Source organism: Hydrogenophaga sp., assembly GCF_026125785.1.
Classification (GTDB): domain Bacteria; phylum Pseudomonadota; class Gammaproteobacteria; order Burkholderiales; family Burkholderiaceae_C; genus Hydrogenophaga.
Map to the genome: position 1 here is coordinate 1 of NZ_JAHCKL010000021.1, position 19,503 is coordinate 19,503.

At 70.5% G+C, this 19,503-nt stretch carries 16 protein-coding genes; 8 read left to right on the forward strand and 8 right to left on the reverse strand.

Features of this window, described 5'->3' with window-relative positions; all coding sequences use genetic code 11:
• The first annotated feature begins 98 nt into the window (after positions 1 to 98).
• The 3 genes from KIT53_RS16335 (at position 99) to KIT53_RS16345 (ending at position 4,561) form a co-directional block, all read left to right on the forward strand.
• Positions 99 to 1,292: a lytic murein transglycosylase gene (locus tag KIT53_RS16335; RefSeq protein WP_297754685.1), complete on the forward strand. Its 1,194-nt coding sequence runs from the start codon at positions 99 to 101 to the stop codon at positions 1,290 to 1,292.
• A gap of 146 nt (positions 1,293 to 1,438) precedes the next feature.
• Entirely contained in the window at positions 1,439 to 3,337 is a 1,899-nt protein-coding gene (locus KIT53_RS16340; protein ID WP_297754687.1) for an ankyrin repeat domain-containing protein, read from the forward strand.
• A 63-nt stretch (positions 3,338 to 3,400) separates the two neighbouring features.
• Entirely contained in the window at positions 3,401 to 4,561 is a 1,161-nt protein-coding gene (locus KIT53_RS16345) for an epoxide hydrolase family protein (RefSeq protein ID WP_297754688.1), read from the forward strand.
• Between the two features lie 18 nt (positions 4,562 to 4,579).
• Here the strand turns inward: KIT53_RS16345 and KIT53_RS16350 are convergent, their stop codons facing one another.
• The 4 genes from KIT53_RS16350 to KIT53_RS16365 are packed head-to-tail and all read right to left on the reverse strand — an operon-like array spanning position 4,580 to position 9,519.
• Entirely contained in the window at positions 4,580 to 6,175 is a 1,596-nt protein-coding gene (locus KIT53_RS16350; protein ID WP_297754831.1) for a DHA2 family efflux MFS transporter permease subunit, read from the reverse strand.
• A 40-nt stretch (positions 6,176 to 6,215) separates the two neighbouring features.
• Positions 6,216 to 7,478 (reverse strand): efflux RND transporter periplasmic adaptor subunit, encoded by a 1,263-nt coding sequence (locus KIT53_RS16355; protein WP_297754689.1) that lies wholly within the window; start codon positions 7,476 to 7,478, stop codon positions 6,216 to 6,218.
• Between the two features lie 42 nt (positions 7,479 to 7,520).
• Positions 7,521 to 8,984, reverse strand: coding sequence for an efflux transporter outer membrane subunit (locus KIT53_RS16360; protein WP_297754690.1), 1,464 nt, complete (start codon positions 8,982 to 8,984; stop codon positions 7,521 to 7,523).
• Between the two features lie 52 nt (positions 8,985 to 9,036).
• Positions 9,037 to 9,519 (reverse strand): MarR family transcriptional regulator, encoded by a 483-nt coding sequence (locus KIT53_RS16365; RefSeq protein ID WP_297754692.1) that lies wholly within the window; start codon positions 9,517 to 9,519, stop codon positions 9,037 to 9,039.
• A 162-nt stretch (positions 9,520 to 9,681) separates the two neighbouring features.
• Here KIT53_RS16365 and KIT53_RS16370 point away from each other — a divergent pair, with 162 nt between their 5' ends.
• Positions 9,682 to 10,782, forward strand: a complete 1,101-nt coding sequence (locus KIT53_RS16370; RefSeq protein ID WP_297754694.1) for a crosslink repair DNA glycosylase YcaQ family protein — start codon at positions 9,682 to 9,684, stop codon at positions 10,780 to 10,782.
• A 66-nt stretch (positions 10,783 to 10,848) separates the two neighbouring features.
• Here KIT53_RS16370 and KIT53_RS16375 read toward each other — a convergent pair whose 3' ends face one another.
• Complete coding sequence (locus KIT53_RS16375) at positions 10,849 to 11,019, reverse strand: hypothetical protein (protein WP_297754696.1); 171 nt, start codon at positions 11,017 to 11,019, stop codon at positions 10,849 to 10,851.
• An 82-nt stretch (positions 11,020 to 11,101) separates the two neighbouring features.
• Here KIT53_RS16375 and KIT53_RS16380 point away from each other — a divergent pair, with 82 nt between their 5' ends.
• Together KIT53_RS16380 and KIT53_RS16385 are read left to right on the forward strand one after the other, a co-directional pair.
• The gene (locus tag KIT53_RS16380) at positions 11,102 to 13,657 is read left to right on the forward strand and encodes an ABC transporter permease (RefSeq protein WP_297754698.1); all 2,556 of its coding nucleotides are present in this window, start codon (positions 11,102 to 11,104) and stop codon (positions 13,655 to 13,657) included.
• Positions 13,657 to 14,805, forward strand: coding sequence for a carotenoid 1,2-hydratase (locus KIT53_RS16385; RefSeq protein ID WP_297754699.1), 1,149 nt, complete (start codon positions 13,657 to 13,659; stop codon positions 14,803 to 14,805). Before KIT53_RS16380 ends, KIT53_RS16385 begins: the two co-directional genes overlap by 1 nt.
• Before the next feature lie 243 nt (positions 14,806 to 15,048).
• Here the strand turns inward: KIT53_RS16385 and KIT53_RS16390 are convergent, their stop codons facing one another.
• Complete coding sequence (locus KIT53_RS16390) at positions 15,049 to 15,720, reverse strand: FadR/GntR family transcriptional regulator (RefSeq protein WP_297754700.1); 672 nt, start codon at positions 15,718 to 15,720, stop codon at positions 15,049 to 15,051.
• A gap of 158 nt (positions 15,721 to 15,878) precedes the next feature.
• Between KIT53_RS16390 and KIT53_RS16395 the strand changes: the two genes are divergently transcribed.
• Together KIT53_RS16395 and KIT53_RS16400 are read left to right on the forward strand one after the other, a co-directional pair.
• Positions 15,879 to 16,751: a fumarylacetoacetate hydrolase family protein gene (locus KIT53_RS16395; RefSeq protein ID WP_297754701.1), complete on the forward strand. Its 873-nt coding sequence runs from the start codon at positions 15,879 to 15,881 to the stop codon at positions 16,749 to 16,751.
• 42 nt (positions 16,752 to 16,793) lie between these two features.
• Positions 16,794 to 17,771 carry a tripartite tricarboxylate transporter substrate binding protein gene (locus KIT53_RS16400; protein ID WP_297754702.1) on the forward strand — a complete coding sequence of 326 codons (978 nt, stop codon included), beginning with the start codon at positions 16,794 to 16,796 and terminating at the stop codon, positions 17,769 to 17,771.
• Between the two features lie 24 nt (positions 17,772 to 17,795).
• Here KIT53_RS16400 and KIT53_RS16405 read toward each other — a convergent pair whose 3' ends face one another.
• Both KIT53_RS16405 and KIT53_RS16410 read right to left on the reverse strand, forming a co-directional pair.
• Positions 17,796 to 18,488, reverse strand: coding sequence for a hypothetical protein (locus KIT53_RS16405; protein WP_297754704.1), 693 nt, complete (start codon positions 18,486 to 18,488; stop codon positions 17,796 to 17,798).
• Entirely contained in the window at positions 18,485 to 19,495 is a 1,011-nt protein-coding gene (locus KIT53_RS16410; protein ID WP_297754707.1) for a mammalian cell entry protein, read from the reverse strand. Before KIT53_RS16410 ends, KIT53_RS16405 begins: the two co-directional genes overlap by 4 nt.
• Positions 19,496 to 19,503: the final 8 nt, after the last annotated feature.

Consider the following 19,503-nt stretch of genomic DNA (forward strand, 5'->3'; position numbering starts at 1 on the left):
TGGGCCGGCGGAGCCGGACCCTCGGCATCTCTGGGGGGCGCTCACATTTCTTCACACTCGGTGCCGAAACTCTGGTGCTGCTTCTGGCTCGTATTTTGATGACGCGATCTCTTTCCATGCTGCTTTGCGGCGCTCTGTTCGTGGCTGCTCCTGCCTGGGCGCAGTCGGCTTCGCCTGAGTTCGACAGTTGCCTGAATGGGTTGCGTGCGCCGGCACGGGCGGCGGGGGTGCAGGACGCTTCGTTTTCGCGCTTCACGCAGGGCTTGGTACCGGACATGACGGTGATCGACCGGCTGAACTTCCAGCCTGAGTTCCGCACCGCGATCTGGGACTACATGGCGGGCCTGGTGGACGATGAGCGCGTGGCGCAGGGCAAGGCCCTGCTGGCGCAGCATGGGCAGACGCTGGCGCGCGTGAGCGAGCGCTTCGGTGTGGACCCGGAGACGGTGGTGGCGGTCTGGGGGGTGGAGAGCAACTTCGGCCAGAGCTTCGGCAAGTCGCCGCTGGTGCAGTCGCTGGGCACGCTGTCCTGCTTCGGACGGCGTCAGAACTACTTCCGGGGCGAGTTCTTCGCTGCGCTGCGCATCCTGCAGGCCGGTCACATCGCACCCGAGCGTTTCAATGGTTCCTGGGCGGGCGCCTTCGGGCACACGCAGTTCATGCCGAGCACGTTCGAGCGCCTAGCGGTGGACTTCGACGGCGACGGCCGCGCGGACCTGATGGACAGCACCGCGGACGCGCTGGCCTCGACCGCGAATTTTCTGCAGAAGGCCGGCTGGCAGAGCGGCCAGCCCTGGGGCTTCGAGGTCAAGCTGCCGGCCGGTTTTTCCGTCGCTGGCGAAGGCCGTCGCAGCAAGCGCGCCATGGGCGAATGGACCGCGCGCGGCGTGGTGCGTGTGGACGGCTCGCCGCTGCCCGTCAGCGGCAACGCCGGCCTGCTCACCCCCGCCGGCGCGCAGGGGCCGGCCTTCCTGGTGCTGCGCAACTTCGATGCGCTCTACAGCTACAACGCCGCCGAGAGCTATGGCCTGGCCATCGCCCACCTGTCGGACCGCCTGCGCGGCGACGGTCCGTTCGCCACGCCCTGGCCCACCGACGACCCTGGCCTCTCGCGCGCGGAGCGCCGCGAACTGCAGACCTTGCTGATCCAGCGCGGCCACGACATCGGCGAGGTGGACGGCATGCTGGGTGAGAAGAGCCGCACCGCGATCCGGGCCGAGCAGGAGCGGCTGGGCCAGGAGGCCAGCGGACGCGCCGGGCAGAAGCTGCTGCGTGCGTTGCGGGGCAACTGACCCTCGCATCGGCAAACGGCGCTGCCACCGCGAATCGCGTCGCTGGTTCTTGAAGGGCTTCGTTTCGTCACGTTGAATTCGCGTGAGCGAGAGATGGGTTACGTTGTGGCGAACCACCCACCATCGTCAACGACCGAGGCTTCACCATGGGACACACGCCCGGCCGCCCCGCGCCAGCACCTTCACCCTCCCAGGCGGCGGATGTGACCGCCATCACGCCTGCCCTCGTGGCCGGGCGGTACAGCGCCCTGGCCCAGGCCGTCTTGGTCTGCGAGGAGGCTCACCCCGAAACGATCGCCTGCGTCCACGAGTGCGTGGACGCCGTGAGGGTACTTGAGCACGACCCTTCGGCCGCGAACCCGCTCACCGGCCTGACCGCCGCAGGCCTGGCCGCCTCCCAGGGCAACGTGGATGCGCTCAGGGCACTGTCGGCCGCCGGCATCGACATGACCCTGCACTGCGCCGACGGCACCGAGCCATTGCACATCGCCGCCGGCCAGGGCCATGCGGCGGCCATGCGCTACCTGCTCACCTGCCCCGGGGTGGATGGGGACCGGCCGGATGCGGCAGGCTTCGCGCCCGTCCTCCACGCGGCATGCAGCGACGAACCCGCGACGGTGAGGGTGCTGGCCAGCCACGGTGCACGGGTGGACGCGGTGGGCCCCGGCCCCGCGTACTGCACCGCGTTGCAGGAGGCCACACTGCATGGCCATGCCAACATGGTCGAAGTCCTCATCCAGGCCGGCGCCGATCCGCGCATCACCGACGAGAACGGCCAGACGCTGCTCCACTACGCCGCCAGCGAAGGCCATGGCACGGTGATCGAGGTGCTGAGCGAAGCCGGCTGCGACCACGGCGCGATGGATGCGGACGGCTTCGCCCCGATTCATATCGCCGTGGACGCGGGACACGCCGATGCGGTCCACAGCCTGCTGCACGGCGGCTCCCGCCCCGACCTGCCCGGCCCGCAGGGCACGCCCCTGCACCAGGCCACGCTCGGCGGGCATTTCGATGTCGCCGTCGAACTGCTGCGGCGCCCGGCCGGCCTGAGCGCGGAGAACGACACCGGCAGCACGGCGCTGCACCTCGCCGCAGAGGGTGGGCACGCCGGCATCGCCAGGGAACTGGCGCATGCCGCGGCCCTGCACGGTGTGCCACTGCTGGGCATGGAAGACGGCCAGGGGCGCACCGCACTGGGTATCGCGGCCATGTACGAACATGTGGGGGTGATCCGGGCGCTCGCTCAGGCCGGGTGCGATCTGTCCGCTGCCGGCCACGGGCACGAAGCACCGCTGCTCGCCGCGGCCAGGCTGGGGCGTTCCGGCTGCGCCGACGCCCTGCTCACGCTCGGTGCGCGCCCCGACGTCACCTCCGAGCGCGGCGCGACGGCCATGCACCTGGCCGCCCTGCGCGGCCACGCCCACACGCTGGAGGTACTGGCCGCCGGTGGGTGCGATCCCGACGCGGTGGACACCCATGGCCAGACGCCCATGCACTACGCCGCATGGGCGGGCCAGGCCTCCGCCATCGGCACACTGGCGCTGCACGGCGCATCTCGGGACGTGCAGGACAAGGGAGGCAGGACCCCCCTGCACCTGGCAGCGCGCGCGAGCCATGCCGAAGCGTTGCAGGCCCTGCTCGCCGCCGACAGTGATGTCCGGGCCACCGACCACACCGGCCAAACCCCACTGCACGACGGCGCCGTTGGCGGACACAGCCACACCGTTCAACTCCTGCTGGCCCACGGCGCGGAGATCGACGCAGCGGACCACCTGGGCGGCACGCCCTTGCACCACGCTGTCCGCGGTGGCCGCGAGGCAGCGGTGCAAGCCTTGCTGGCGCACGGAGCCTCTGCGCACACACCCGACGGTGACGGGCACTCCGCGCTGGACGCGGCGCGCCAGCGGGGGGATGACGGCCTCGTCCAGGCGCTGTCGAGCGCGGCCGCCGACACGGGACATTGGCAACGCTACCTGGACACACAGGCAACGCACCGTGGTGGCCCGCAGCCATCCACGGAATCGGGGCCATCCATGGGCCCGTGAGACCGAGGGGCCGTTTGGGGACTTGGCTGACAATGTCAGACCATTGACACGAAGCCACCCTGCATGAACCCGAACCGACTTCAGCCCTTTCGCGTCGACATCGACCCCGCCACCATCGAACGCATCCACCACCGCCTGACCAACGCCCGCTGGGCCGCCGCACCGGACGACGACGCCGACTGGACCTACGGCACCGACGCGCGCTGGCTGCGGAGCCTGGTGGAGCACTGGGTCACGCGCTACGACTGGCGCGCAGCCGAGCACGAGCTCAACCGCTGGCCGCAGTTCATGGCGGAGGTCGCTGGCCAGCGCGTGCACTTCTACCATGTGAAGGGTTCGGCCCCGCGCCCTCGCCCGCTGCTGCTCACACACGGCTGGCCGGGGTCGGTGCTGGAGTTCCTGGGCTGCGTGGAACGACTGGCCCACCCACAGCGTTTCGGCGGCCAGGCCGAGGATGGGTTCGACCTCGTGATCCCTTCGCTGCCGGGCTACGCGTTCTCGCAGCGCCCGTCCCGCCCCATCGGCCCGCGCGCGGTGGCGCGAATGTGGCGCGAACTCATGGTGGACGTGCTGGGTTATCCGGCCTTCGCCGCGCAGGGCGGCGATTGGGGCGCGGCGGTCACCAACTGGCTCGGCGCCGAGCACGCGGACGTGACCCGGGCCATTCACCTGAACATGGTGCCCAGCTGGGCCTTGCAGGCGAGCGCGGCGCCCGATGCCGAAGAGGCGCAGTACCTGCAGCGCGTGGCCGCGATGCGTGCGAAGGAGATGGGCTACCACGCGGTGCAGTCCACCAAGCCACAGACACTGGCGCTGGCCCTGGCCGACACGCCGCTGGGCTTTGCCGCCTGGGTGTGCGAGAAGTTCCGCACCTGGAGCGACACGCGAGAAGGCGACATCCACAGCCGCTTCGACCGCGACACGCTGATCACCAACCTGATGCTCTACCTCGTCAACGACGCGGCAGGCACCTCGCTGTGGATGTACCGTGGCCGCGCCGACGAGTTCGCCGCCGGGGGCGTGGCGCCCCGCGTGGAGGTGCCCACCGGCATCGCGCTGTTTCCGGCCGAGATCATTCCCTACCCGCCGCGCGCCATGGTCGAGCGCGGCTATGCGGTGGCGCGCTGGACGCCCATGCCGGCCGGCGGCCATTTCGCCGCGCTGGAGGAGCCGGTGGCGTTCTCCGACGAGGTGCGTGCCTTCTTCAGGCAGATCGGCTACTGAGCGCCTCGGGCACCGGGCTCAGTGCGCACCGCCGCCGCCTGCGCCAGCACTGCCTTGCGCGACCGGCCGGGTGAACCAGATCAGCACGATCAGCACGAAGAACATCACCGCCGAGAGGTAGAACAGGTCGGTGACGGCCAGCGTGAAGGCCTGCTGGTTGATCAACCTGTCCACCGTGGCCAGCGCCTGTTCCTGGCTCATGCCGCTGGCGCGCAGTTGTGCCAACGTGGCCACGGCCGTGGGGTTGCCCAGGTGGATCGATTCCACGAGCTGCGCATGGTGCAGGGCCGCGCGGTCTTCCCACAGCGTGGTGAACAGCGAGGTGCCCACCGCGCCGGCGGTGATGCGCACGAAGTTGGACAGGCCCGCCGCCGACGGCGTCTGGTGCGGGGCCAGCCCCGAGAACACGATGGCCTGCAGCGGAATGAAGAAGAAGGCCATGGCCGCGCCCTGCAGCAGCGTGGGGATCAGGATGGTGGTGAAGTCGGCCTGGGTGTTGAAGAGCGAGCGCATCCACAGCACCAGGGCAAAACCCAGGAAGGCCACGGTGGCGAGGCGGCGCGGATCGATGCGGCCCACGTTCTTGCCCACCCAGGGCGAAAGCACGATGGCCAGCAGGCCGACCGGCGCGGTCGCCAGGCCGGCCCAGGTGGCCGTGTACCCCATGTGCTGCTGCAGCCAGAGCGGCAGCAGCACCACGTTGCCGAAGAACAGACCATAGGCCACCGAGAGCGCGAGCGTGCCGGCGACGAAGTTGCGCCGGGCGAACAGGCGGATCTCCACGATGGGATGGCGCTCGGTGAGCTCCCAGGCCAGGAAGAACATGAAGCTCACCACCGAGACCACGGCGAGCATGACGATTTCGCCGGAAGCGAACCAGTCCAGCTCCTTGCCCTTGTCGATCATGATCTGCATGGCGCCGACGAACAGCACCAGCAGCACCAGCCCCACCACGTCCAGTGGCACCCGGCGCGGGCCGGGGTCGCGGCTGCGGTAGATCGACCAGGTGAGTGCCGCCGCGCCCAGGCCCACAGGGATGTTGATGTAGAAGATCCAGGGCCAGGCGATGTTGTCGGTGATCCAGCCGCCCAGCAGCGGCCCGGCCACGGGCGCCACCAGCACCGTCATGGACCACATCGCCATGGCGGTGCCCGCCATGGCGCGGGGGTAACTGGCCAGCAGCAGCGTCTGCGACAGCGGGATCATCGGACCGGCCACCAGCCCCTGCAGCACGCGGAAAGCGATCAGCATCTCGATGCTGGGCGCCAGGCCGCACAGCCAGGAGGCCAGCACGAACAGCAGCACGCTCAGCGTGAACAGCCGCACCTGTCCGAAGCGCTGCGTCAGCCAGCCGGTCAGCGGCACCGAGATGGCGTTGGCCACCGCGAAAGAAGTGATGACCCAGGTGCCCTGTGCCGGGCTCACGCCCATGTCGCCAGCGATCGCCGGAATGGACACGTTGGCGATGGACGTGTCGAGCACGTTCATGAACGTGGCCAGAGACAGCGCGAGCGTGCCCAGCACGAGCTGGCCGCCCTTGAGCGGCTCATGGGCGGCCGGTGGGGCCGTTGGGGCCGGCGGCACGGCGGGTCGGCCGGCGGCGCCGTCCGGCATCCCGGGCGCGGTGGAAACTTGGCTGGCCATGGTCAGGGTTTCAGTGTTGCGGGCTGGCCATCGCGGCCTTGACCGGCGCGGCAGAAGCCGCCTTCGCGGCAGCGGCTCCGCTGTTCTGCGCGATGATGGCCTGCACACGCGCATCGGCGTCGCGGCTGTCCTGGTCGAACACCCGCGTCTGCGCGGGCTCGGCCTGCAAGGCGGCGTCGGCCAGCATGCGGCCATCGGTCTGTCTCACGTCCACCTTGGCCTCCATAGACAACCCCAGCCGCAGCGGGTGCTGCACCAGTTCGGCGGCATCCAGGCGCACGCGCACCGGCACACGCTGCACCACCTTGATCCAGTTGCCCGTGGCGTTCTGCGCCGGCAGCAGTGCGAAGGCCGCACCCGTGCCGGCACCCATGCCATCGACCGTGCCGTGGTAGACCACGTTCTTGCCGTACACGTCGGCCGTGAGCGACACCGGCTGGCCCAGCCGCAGGTTCTTGAGCTGGCTTTCCTTGAAGTTGGCCTCGACCCAGACCTGGTCGAGCGCGATCACCGAGAGCAGCGGCGCCCCCGGCTGCAGGCGCTGGCCCAGTTGCACGCTGCGGCGTGCCACGTAGCCGTCGACTGGCGCCTGCAACTCCATGCGTTGCAGCGCCACGTAGGCTTCGCGCACGCGGGCCGCGGCCTGCAGCACGCTGGGGTGCCTGTCCACCGCGATGCCTTCGGTCAGTGCCTGGTTGGACGCCAGTTGCTCGCGCGCCGCCACCACCGCTGCGCGCGCGGCTTCGGCGGAACTGCGCGCCGCCGCGAGCTGCGCGTTCGCGTGCTTGAACTCCTCTTGCCCGACCGCGCCGGTGGCCACCAGCGGCTGGCGCCGCGCCACGTCGTCCTGCAGGCGCTGCCATTCGGCCTGCGCACGCGCCAGGTCGGCCTCGCGCAGCGCGATCTGCGCCGTCTGCGTCCGGTTGTTCGCGTACAGCGTGCGGACCTGCCGCACGGTCTGCGCCAACTGGGCCTCGGCCTGCTCCAGCGCGATCTTCGCGTCCGTGGGGTCCAGCCGCACCAGCCACTGGCCGGCCTTCACCGGGTCGGTGTCGTTGGCGTTGATCGCCACCACCGTGCCCGGCACCTGCGGCGTGATCTGCACCAGGTTGCCCTGCACGTAGGCGTTGTCGGTGGTCTCGTAGTGGTTGAGCACCAGCGCCCAGTAGGCGCCGTAGGCCACGCCAGCAAGCAGCACGGCAGCGGCCACGCCGCCCAGGGCCTTCTTGCGGGCGCTGCCGCCGGACTGGGGTTTGTCGTTGGGGGTGTTCATGAAAAGGCTCCGTTGAATGAGCAGAAAAGAGAAGGCTTCACGTCAGCGCACGCCAAGGGGCGCGGCAAGCCCGGCCGTGTCGACCCCGCCGCCCAGGGCACGCACCAGCCCGATCTGGGCCGACAGCGCGCGGGCCTGCAAGTCCACGTCCAGCCGGCGCTGGTTGAGCAACGCGGTCTCGGCGCTGAGCACGGTGAGGTAGTTGCCCAGCCCTGCTCGGTAGCGTTGGGTGGCGTAGTCGTAGGCGGCTTCGGTGGCGCTGGCCGCCTGGGCCTGTTGCTCGCGCTGGCGCTGCACCGACTGGCGCGCCTCGAGCTGGTCGGCGGTCTCGCGCACGGCCTCCAGCACCGCGCCGTTGTAGCTCTCCACGGCAGCGTCCAGGTCGGCGGTGCGCGCGCTGAGCTGCGCACGCAGGCGGCCGGCGTCAAAGATGGGCAGGTGGATGGCCGGCCCCACGCCCCATTGCTGGCTGCCGGCCTCCATGAGGCGGTTCAGGCCAATGCTGGACAGACCGATGAAGGCCGTGAGGTTGACGTTGGGATAGAACTGCGCCTTGGCCGCGTCCACGCCGTGCGTGGCGGCTTCCATGCGCCAGCGCGCCGCGCTCACGTCGGCACGCCGGCCCAGCAGGTCGGCCGGCAGCACGTCGGGCAAGGCCTGCGGCTGCAGGCGGCGCAGGTCCGGCGCCAAGGCGGCGTAGTGCTGCACCGGCACCGCGGCCAGCGCCGCCAGCGCATGCCGGGCGGCGGCGATCTGCTCGTCGAGCTGCTCCAACTGCACGCGCGTCTCCGGCAGCGCGCCCTCGCCTTGCTTGAGTTCCACGCGGCTGTCCAGCCCGGCATCGACACGCTGGCGAATCAGCGAGAGCATCTGCTCGCGCTGTGCCAGCGCCTGCTGCGCCACCGCGCGCTGCGCCAGCAGCCGGCCCAACTGCACATAGGTCTGCGCGACCTGGCTGGCCAGCACCTGGCGCGCGGCCTGCCATTCGGCAGTGGCAGCGCGCTCGCTGCCCAGCGCGGCCTCCAGTGCGGCACGGTGCTGGCCGAAGAAGTCGATCTCCCAACTGCCGGCCAGTTGCGCATTGGCCAGCGTGCGCGTGGATCCTCCCAACGGGGCGGGGTAGATGCTGTTGGCGCTGAAGCGCTGGCGCGTGGCGTCGGCGCTGCCCTGCACCACGGGACCACTGGCCGCCTGTTCGGCCGCCGTGGCCGCCTGGGCGCGGCGCAGGCGCGCCTGCGCCACCTTCAGCGAAGGCTGGGCCTGCAACGCCTGTTCGATCACCCCGGTGAGCGTCTCGTCCCCCCAGCCGCGCCACCAGTCCGCCTGCAACGCGGCTGCGTTCGATGAGGCGTCCAGACCTACCGCCTGCGGCGTGATCGCCGTGGCCTGCGGCGCGATGCCAGCGCTGCTCGCGCAACCGGCGAGCACCAACGCCACCGTCAGGGACAGCACGCCCCCCAGCCGGTAGGGCTGCGGGTGCGCCATGGATATTTGTTTGGGCTTCATTTGCTTAGGCAATTATTTGGGCAAAAAAGGCGAGACATGCGGCAGACGCGGCTCAGCCACCCTCCCGCAGGGCGTCGCCGGTATCGGCCATGCGCCGGAGGTAGCCCACCAGCGCCGTCCATTCGGTCTTGGAAAAACCGGCCAGGTGCGCGTTCAGCACATCCGCCAGCACCTGTGGCACATGCTCCATGGCGGCCTCGCCTTCGGGGGTGAGTTCCACCAGCACCACGCGGCGGTCTTCGGTGGATCGCACGCGTTTGCACAAACCCTTTTTCTCCAGACGGTCCAGCAGGCGGGTCATGGCGCCGGCGTCGATCTGCGCGCTGCGCGCCAGTTCGGCCACGGTGACCCGGCCGTGCACGCGCAGGCGCATCAGCGGGCCCCACTGGGCGCTGGTGAGATCGTGCACGCACAGGCGCTTGTCGGCCTGGTAAACGATGGACATGAGCACCCGCTTGAGCAGGTAGCCCACGCTGTGTTCGGCGGTCAGGGAGTCGCCGTCGTAGAACTGGGCGGGCTTGGGCGTGCGTGGCATGGGGCAGGCGTTGGCAAAAAATATGACCAGGCATATTAATGCCTAGGCAAAAATTATCAAGGCAATAAATTCCCACGGCACGAAAAGGGGCATGGACAGGACCTCTCTGCCCATCGATCGGGGCCGGCTCGCCCTGGTTCGCTCCCGTGCTCCAATGCCGTCATGTCCACCGAACCGAGCCTCGCCCACCTGCGCCGCTACGCGGTGGCGCGCACCCTGTTCGCGCCCACCACCTTGCCGGCCGCCATCCGGCGCCTGGGTTTCCTGCAGGCCGATCCGATTCGCGCTCCGGCCCGGGCCCAGGACCTCATGCTGCGCCACCGCGTACGGGACTACCGCGCGGGCGACCTGGAGCAGCGCTACGCGCGGCTGCCGATTGAAGAAGATGCCCTCGTCAACTACGGTTTCCTGCCCCGCGAACACCTGGCGCTGATGCATCCGCGCCAGGCCCGGCGGGCATGGGACGCCGATACCCGGCGCAAGGCCGCCGACGTGCTGGCCTTCGTGCGCGAGCGGGGCGCGGTCCACCCGCGCGAGGTCGAGCAGCACTTCTCGCACGGACGTGTGCAGAACTACTGGGGCGGTTCGAGCAACGCCGGCACGCAACTGCTCGACGGCCTGCATTACCGTGGCCAACTGCGGGTCCAGCGCCGCGACAGCGGCACGCGCGTCTACGAATTGGCCCGGCATGCGCCCGCGGACGACAGCCCCGCCGGGACCGCCCGCCGCGCCGCCGCCCTGATCGGCCTGGTGGTGCGCCTGTACGCGCCGCTGCCGGCCCCCAGCCTGACCTACCTGGTGCGGCTGCTCGCGGGCTATGGTGCGCCCCACCTGGCGGCGCAGACGCAGGCAGCGCTGCGGCTGGCCCGCGAGCACCTGGCCAGCCAGCGCATCGACGGCACCACCTGGTACTGGCCCGCCGATGAGAACCCGCGCTCACACCGCTACCGCGTCGACGACACGCTGCGCCTGCTGGCGCCTTTCGATCCGGTGGTCTGGGACCGCCGCCGTTTCACGCTGCTCTGGGACTGGACTTACAAATTCGAGGCCTATACACCAGCGGCCCGGCGCCGGTTCGGCCACTACGCGCTGCCGATGCTCTGGCGCGGCCAGGTGATCGGCTGGGCCAACCTCTCGGCGCGCGCCGGACAGTTGGAGACCACCTTCGGCTACGCGAGCGGATCGGCGCCGAAGGACGGGGCGTTTCGCCAAGCGCTGGACGAGGAGTTGCAGCGCATGGCGCAGTTCCTGGCCGCGCGCTGACCACAAACAAAAAAAGCCCGCTGCGCGGGCTTTGGCGATGCGGGAGCAGGGCTCGCCAGCGCGCGCTCAGCCGCCCTTCTTGGAACGCTTGCCCGGGTTCTTCTTGCTGCGCGTGGCCACGCCGCGCTCCAGGCTGACGCGCTGGCCGCGACCCGGGGTGGGCAGCGAGACGCCCGCTACCGGGGTCGGGCGGGGGGTGCGCTTGCGGTCTGCTTCGGTGACGATCTTGTTGCCCATGTGGTTCTTTCCTCGGGTGTTGAAAAACCGCTTATTAGGCCACAAGCCGTCGCCGCCCCCGCATGCGCGTAAGCTCCCCGCCATGCGCGCGCTGCTCCGCACCTTTTCCTGGCAGGAACTGCGCCACCACCCCTGGCGCAACGCGTCGGCGGTGGTGGCGGTGATGCTGGGCGTGGCGCTGGCGTTCGCGGTGCACCTGATCAACGCCTCGGCGCTGGCCGAATTCTCCAGCGCCGTGAGTTCGGTCAATGGCGAGCCCGACCTGTCGCTGCGCGCTCGCCAGGGCGACCTGGACGACCGCCTGCTCGAACGCGTCGCCGCCCAACCTGGCGTAGCGCTGGCCAGCCCGGTGCTGGAGGCGGTGCTGCAGACCACCGACGCGGCCGGCCAGCGCGCGACGGTCAGGCTGGTGGGTGTGGACGCCCTGACGGTGGCGGGCGTCTCGCCGGCGCTGATGCCGGTGACGGAGGACGCGGCACGCCGCCTCGACCTGTTCGCACCCGACGCGGTGTTCCTCAACCCGGCGGCACGCCTGCGCTGGCCAGACCGCGACACGCTGGACCTGCCCCTGGCCGGCGGCGTGCGCACCCTGCGTGTGGCGGGCCGGGTGAACGCGCCGGGCCCGGCGCTGCTGGTGATGGATGTGGCCGCCGTGCAGGCGCTGACCGGCCGCGCGGATGCGCTCAGCCGCATCGACCTGCGTCTGCAGCCGGGCACGCCAGCCGACACGGTGCTGGCGGCGTTGCGGTTGCCGGCCCAGGTGATCGCGCAGCGCCCGGGCCAATCGGGCGAGCGGGTCAGCAACCTTTCGCGCGCGTACCGCGTCAATCTCACGGTGCTTGCGCTGGTGGCTCTGTTCACCGGCGCCTTCCTGGTGTTCTCGGTGCTGTCGCTCTCGGTGGCGCGGCGCCAGCCGCAGTTCGCGCTGCTCGGTGTGCTGGGTCTCTCCAGCCGCGAACGCCTGCAACTGGTGCTGGCGGAGTCCGCTCTGCTCGGGGCGCTGGGCAGCGGGCTGGGTGTGGCGCTGGGCACGGCCCTGGCCGCCCTCGCCTTGCGCCTGCTCGGTGGCGACCTTGGCGGCGGCTATTTTCCCGGCGTCACGCCGACGCTGCTGTGGAGCCCTTGGACCGCGCTGGCCTATGGCCTGCTGGGCGTGGCGGCTGCCGTGGTCGGTGGCTGGTGGCCGGCGCGCGCCACCGCGCGCATGGCTCCCGCACTGGCGCTCAAGGGACTGGGTGCGGCGGCGACTCCCGGTGCGCGCCGCCATGGCGCGGCACTGGCCCTGGTGCTGCTGGCCGGCGCGCTGGCCTGGGCGCCGCCCGTGGCCGGCATGCCGCTGGCGGCCTACTTCTCGGTCGGTCTCCTGTTGGTGGGCGGCATCGCCGCTCTGCCGCTGGCCGTGGGTTGGCTGCTGGACCGTGTGGCGCCCCGCGTGGCGCGGCACGCCCTGCCGCTGCTGGCGGTGGAGCGCTCACGCCGTCTGCGCGAGACCGCTGCCGTCGCCACCAGCGGCGTGGTCGCCAGCCTCGCCTTGTCGGTCGCGCTCACGGTGATGGTGGCGAGCTTCCGGGACTCGGTGACGCAATGGCTGGATGCGGTGCTGCCGGCACCGTTGTACGTGCGCAGTTCCGCCAGTGGGGGCGACAGTGCCCACCTGCCTGCGGACTTCGTCGCGGCGCTGGCACGCCTGCCCGGCGTGGCGCGGATCGACGCGCTGCGCGCCATCCCCATCCAGTTGGACCCGGCGCGCCCGCCCGTCACCCTGCTCACGCGCACACTGCGGCCAGGCCCCGGCCCGGCGCTGGCCCTGCCGCTGGTGGGCGCGCCCCTGACCGCCCCACCCGCGGCCGAAGGCGAGCAGGTGGTGGCGGTCTACGTGAGCGAAGCCATGCGCGACCTGTACGGCGCGCGCCCTGGCAACTGGCTCGATGCGTTGGGGCAGGCCTTTGCCGCCCGACCGCAGGCGCGCGGCACGCGCTTCTTTGTCGCCGGAGTCTGGCGCGACTACGCGCGCCAGCAGGGCAGCGTGGCCATGGACCGGGCAGACTTCGTGCGACTGACGGGCGACGAGCGCGCCAACGATCTCGCCCTGCACCTGGTGCCGCACGAGCGCGAGGATGCGGTGAGCCAGCGCATCCTCGCCATCGCACAGGCGCGGGGCCTGAGCGGCCAGATCGAGCTGGCCTCGGCCGGCCAGATCCGCGCCAGCTCGCTGCGCATCTTCGACCGCAGCTTCGCGGTCACCGTGTGGCTGCAGGGCGTGGCCATCGGCATTGGCCTGTTCGGCGTGGCCGCGAGCTTCAGCGCGCAGGTGCTGGCGCGCAAGCGTGAGTTCGGCCTGCTGGCCCACCTGGGCCTCACGCGCGCACAGATCCTGGGCGTGGTGGCGCTCGAAGGCCTGGCGTGGACCCTGCTCGGCGCGCTGGCGGGGCTGTCGCTGGGCCTGGCGGTAAGCCTGGTGCTGGTGCACGTGGTCAACCCCCAGAGCTTTCACTGGACCATGGACCTGGTGCTGCCCTGGAGCCGCCTGTTCGCGCTGTGCGCGGCGGTGGTGCTGGCCGGCACGCTCACCGCCTGGCTGGCCGGGCGCGCCGCCGCCAGCCGCGACGCGGTGCGCGCGGTGAAGGAAGACTGGTGATGGACAAACGCCCCCCAGGACTCACCCGGCGCCCCTTGCTCCTGGGCGCGACCGCCGCGATGGCCTGGCCCGGCCTGCTGCAGGCGCAGGCGCAGGCATCGCACCGTCCGGGCGATGCGCTGCAAGCCCGCCCGCTGCGCTTCCCGCGCGACCACGGCAGCCACAACCAGACCCGCACCGAGTGGTGGTACCTCACCGGCCACGCGCGAGACACCGAAGGCCGGGATTTCGGCTTTCAGCTCACGTTCTTTCGCAGCCGGGTAGATGCCGCACGCGACCTGCCGAGCCGGCTGGCGGCCCGGCAACTGCTGTTTGCCCACGCGGCCATCACCGATGTTCGCAGCGGCGAACTGGTGCACGACCAGCGCATCGCACGCTGGAACGGCGACCCACCCACGGACACCGCGCGCGCGGTGTTCGCCAGCGAACACGACACCCACGTGGCGCTGCGCGACTGGCTCCTTCGGCGCGAAACCGGCGGCGAGTACCTTCTGCATGCGCAAGGCCCGTCCCTGCTGATCGACTTGCAAGCCACTCCCCGACAGGCGCTCCTGCTGCAGGGCGACCGGGGCTTTTCGCGCAAGGGTCCCGACGCCGCGCAGGCCAGTTTCTATGTGAGCCAGCCTCACCTCGCCGTGCGCGGCACCCTGGGCGTGCGCGGCCAGCGCTTCACCGTGCAGGGCAGTGGCTGGCTGGACCACGAGTGGAGCGAAGCCCTGCTCCACCCCGACGCCGTCGGTTGGGACTGGATCGGAATGAACCTCTTCGACGGACACAGCCTCACCGCCTTCCAGTTGCGCCGCCAGGACGGCAGCAAGCTCTGGGCCGGCGGCTCCTTCCGCTCCGCCAACAGCGCACAGAGCCCCACAGATCTGTACGACTTCCGCCCCGGCGAAGTCGACTGGTCGGCTCGCCGCCACTGGACCAGCCCACTCACCCGCGCCCGCTATCCCGTGGAATGGGTGGTGCGCACGCCGGCCGACTTCTACACCGTGCGCGCCGTGATCGACCCACAGGAACTCGACAGCCGCGCCAGCACCGGCACCGTCTACTGGGAAGGCCTGTCCGACCTGCTCGACAGCAACGGCCGCACCGTTGGCCGTGGCTACCTGGAAATGACCGGCTACGCGCAAAGACTGACTCTCTAGGACAGGAGACAAGCGCCAGTTTCATAGAGCCGACCCGTGCGAGGGTGGGCGGACCGGGTGCCCCCACCTCAGTGAGGCGTGAACACCCGCCACAGAAGCAAGCCATCCAGCGAGCGAAGCGAAGCGCGCAAGCCCAGAGATGCCGAGGGTCCGGCTCCGCCGGCCCAAGGCATCGTCTCCCCTCGAAGCGCCGAAGGCGCGCCACGGAGGGGGGAAGCCGCGCAGCGGCGCAGGGGGGTGCCCTCAGTACCCCAACAGGTTCTGACGCACGCGCAGCAAATGCGCCAGCGTGAGGGCGCGCGCGCGTTCGGCATCGCGGTCGCGCAGGGCCTCGACGATGGCGCGGTGTTCGGTCTGGTACGCCATACGGCGCTCGGGTGTGACACTCTTCTTCTTGAGCTGTCCCCAGTCGCTCTGCGCGCGCACGGTCTTCATCAGGCTGAACACATTGCCCACGAAGCTGTTGTGCGCCGCATCGGCGATGGCTTGATGAAGCTCGCCGTCCCAATGTTCGAAGGCTTCCAGCGAATCCGCGTTCTCGGCCTGTGTACAGCAGTCGTCCATGCGGTCGAGGTCGGCGCTGTTGGCATTGCGGATCGCCATCTCGATGATGGCCGGCTCCATGGCCAGCCGCGCCTCCATGAGTTCGGCCGGGCTGGTGTGCTGCGACGAGTCCTGCCGCGCACGCACGTCCAGGCGCATGACCGCGCCGGGCGCGACGTAGGTGCCGCTGCCCACGGTCTGTTCGATCAGACCCATCTGCTTGAGCTCGCCCAGCGCCTTGCGCACGGTGGTGCGGCTCACCCCGAAACGCTCGGCGAGATCACGCTCGGGCGGCAGGCGGTCGCCCGCGCGCCACTGGCCGGCGCGCATTTGCACAACGATGGCTTCACGCAAAGGAGTGGACATGCTCATGCGACCAAATATACCAAAACAGACCAATTTCCTTTCTGAGCAAAACTGAGTTTTTCTCTTTGAAAATCGCTTTTGTGTTAGCGTACCCCGGTCGATTCGGTACCAATTGGTATTTTTTGGTCTGAACGCTTTTCTTTCACTTCATGCAAGGAGTCTGCGTGCGCATCGCCACTTTCATCCATCAGGGCCAACGCCAGGTCGGCCTGGTCTCGGCCGACGGCCAAAGCCTGCAGCCGCTGGTGCTGTCCGCCGCCGACGCGCAGCGCGGCGCGCTGCCGCTGATCGAAGCGAGCGCGGCAGGCCAGCCGCTGCCCGCCACCACCGGCGCGAGCCTGCCCAGGAGCCAGGTGCGGCTGGAGGCACCGCTGCCGCTGCCCAGGCGCAACCTGTGGTGCGTGGGACGCAACTACCACGAACACGCCAAGGAGCTGCAGGGCTCGGTGTTCAAGAACAACAACAGCAACCCCGCCGTCTGGCCCATCGTGTTCACCAAGGTGCCTGAGTGCGTGGTGGCGGACCAGGACGAGGTGCGGCTGCCGGGCGAGTCGATATCGGCCCAGATCGACTACGAGGCCGAGCTCGCGGTGGTGATCGGCACCGGCGGCAAGAACATCCGCCGCGAGGACGCGATGCGCCACGTCTATGGCTACACCATCGTCAACGACGTCACCGCGCGCGACGTGCAGATACGCCACCAGCAATGGGACATGGGCAAGAGCTTCGACACCTTCTGCCCCATGGGTCCGTGGATCGTCACCGCCGACGAGCTCGACGGCCAGCACACCCGCGTGCGCTGCTGGGTCAACGGCGAGGTTCGCCAGGACGCACGCACCGAGGACCTGATCTTCGATATCCCGACGCTGATCGAGACCATCTCGCGCGGCATCACGCTCTACCCGGGCGATGTGATCGCCACCGGCACCCCAGCCGGCGTGGGCCTGGGCATGACGCCGCCCACCTTCCTGAAGACAGGCGACGTGGTGCGCATCGAGATCGACGGCATCGGCGTGCTGCAGAACCGCTTCGCCTGAAGCACGCCGCCTCTTCAAACGACACGACAAGGAGACAAGCAGATGAACCGACCCCTGACCCGAATCGGCGCGCTGGTGCTGGCCCTGGCCGCCACCGTGGGCGCCGCCAGCGCACAGGACGCCTACCCCAGCAAGCCGGTGACCATGGTGGTGCCGTTCCCACCGGGCGGCGTGGCCGACGTGGTGGGCCGCCCGGTCGCTGAGGCCATGGCGCGGCACCTCAACCAGCCCGTGGTGGTCGTCAACCGCGCGGGCGCGGGCGGCGGCATCGGCATGGCGCAGGTGGCCAAGGCCGCGCCCGATGGCTACAACGTGCTGATGGCGCTGTCCTCCATCGTGGTGCTTCCGGAGGCGGACCGCATCCTCGACCGGCCGCCGATGTTCGAGCTGTCGCAACTGGTGCCCATCGCGCGCATGACGGCCGATCCCACGGTGCTGGTGGTGCGCGCCGACAGCCCCTGGAAAACCTACGCCGAATTCATCGCCCACGCCAAGGCCAACCCGGGCCGCATCTCCTTCGGCTCGTCGGGCAACTACGGCACCATGCACGTGCCGATGGAGCAGCTCAAGGCGGCCACCGGCAGCTTCATGCTGCACGTGCCCTACACCGGCGCCGGACCGGCCATCCTGGGCATGCTCAGCGGCCAGGTTGACGCCTTGGCCACCGGCCCGGCCAGCGCCGTGGGCCAGATCAAGGCGGGCAAGCTGCGCGCGCTGGCGCACTGGGGCGAAGGCCGCCTGGCGTTGCTGCCGGACGTGCCCAGCTTCCGCGAACTGGGCGTGCCCATCCGCTACTCGCAATGGGCGGGCCTCTTCGCCCCTGCCGGGACGCCGCCCGCCGTGGTGAACAAACTGCGCGAGGCCGCACGGGCGGCCACTCAGGACCCCCGCACCATCCAGACCATGACCGCGGCGGGCACCGCGTTCCAGTTCCAGGACGCGCCCGACTTCGACAAGTTCGTGCAGGACGACGCCAAGGCCATGGCGACCGTGGTGCAGAAGATCGGCAAGGTGGACTGAAAAAAAGACGGGCCGCGGCGCGCTTCAGCGCGGCGTGCCCGATACGAGGTCGATGCGCCGCTGCACCCGCGCGGCCTCGTCGTTCGCACCAGCGGCCTGCGCGCGCCGCTGCTGCAGCATCAGCCAGGCCAGCAGCGGCCGCCGCCAACCCTGGGCCGAGGCGGTGTCCACCGCCTGCTCGATCACACCCGGCGTGGCCTGTCCCGCGCGCAGCAGGACGCCGGCGGCCACCAGCCGCGACAGCGGATCCTTGACGCCGGCCAGCGCCGCGTCCGGTGCGGCTCCAGCGGCGACCACGGCGCGCTGCGCCTCGGGCAGCAACGCCACGTCGCCCGCTCCCGCCTGCCCTGCGAGGTAGCGCGCATACGCCCGCTCGGCCGCTGCCGCGTCCTGTGCCAGGGCGTCGAAACCGGTGCAGGGCTCGAACACGAGCGCGGCCACGCGCGTGGCGCAGCGCAGCAGCTCCGCGCGCGCCACCAGGTCGGGGCGGCCAGTGCCGGTGAGTTCGCGGCGCACCCGCGCAAATTCCGCCGACTCGACAGCCGGGTCGCCTCGCAGCCAGGCCTCGGTCGCGCGCTCCGCGCCGCCCTTGGCGTTCATCTGCCATTCGGGCGCGGGCGGCGCACTGGCGCACGCGGCCAGCAGCACGCCGGCAGCGAGGGCGGCTGCGGCCATCGAGAAACCGCGCGGGACCGGCCGGAGAGAGCGCTTCTTCATGGCAGCTTGATCTCCGGGTCTCGGGCGAAGGGCCACTTGCGGTGGATGTCGTTGATCATGGCGTCCACCTTGCGCAGGCTGGACTCGACCTCGCCACGCAGGTAGCCCAGATCGCTGGTGGCCTCGCGCGTATTGCCCGCGATGCCCTGCACCTCCACCAGCACCGCATCGACCTTGCGCAGGCTGGTGCGGGCCTCGGCCAGAAGGCCATTGACTTCACGCACGGTCAGCCGGACATCGCCCACCAGCCCAGCCTCGCCAGGCCCGCCACCCTGGCCGAACACCTGCCGGTCCGCGTTGGCCGCCAGGCTGTCCAGGCGCCGGGTCAGGACATCGGCGCGCAGCAGCAAGGCGTTGGTGCGGTCGATGGTGAGCACAAGCTTCTTCGCGTCCTCGTCGTTGCCCATCAGCACGCCCAGGCCACCGTGCGGCCCCTTCAGGCGTTCCGCGGTGGCCTGCACGCCCCCCAGCGTGCCGGCCACGGCACCGTCGGCCGCGGTGAGCGCGGCCAGGTTCTCCAGCACCTCGCGCATGTTCGCCGCCAGCTTCGGGATCTCGGCCGCGGTATCGCCACGCAGCACGGTGCGCTCGGCGCCGTCCTCCAGCGGCGGATCGTCGAGCACGCCACTGAAGGCGCGGATGCGCGTGCCGCCCACCAGGCCGCGCTCCATGGTGAAGATGCTGGAGGTCCGCAGCCACTTCGCATCCTTGCGCGGCACGTCCACGAGGATGCGCACATTGCCGTCGTCGGCCAGTTCGATGCGCGCCACGCGGCCGATGGCGAAACCGGCGAAGGTCATGTCCATGCCCACCACCACACCTTCGGAATCGTCGGAAATCAGCACCAGCCGCTGCGTGGGCTCGAACACGCCGCGCGCGAACATCACGTACAGCGCCGACCCGGCCACCAGCAGCACCATCACCACCAGCAGCAGCGCGGCCTTGAACTCCAGGTTCTTCACCGGCGGCGGCTCGTCGTTCGGCGGGACATCGGGCGTGGGGGTCATGGGTGGTT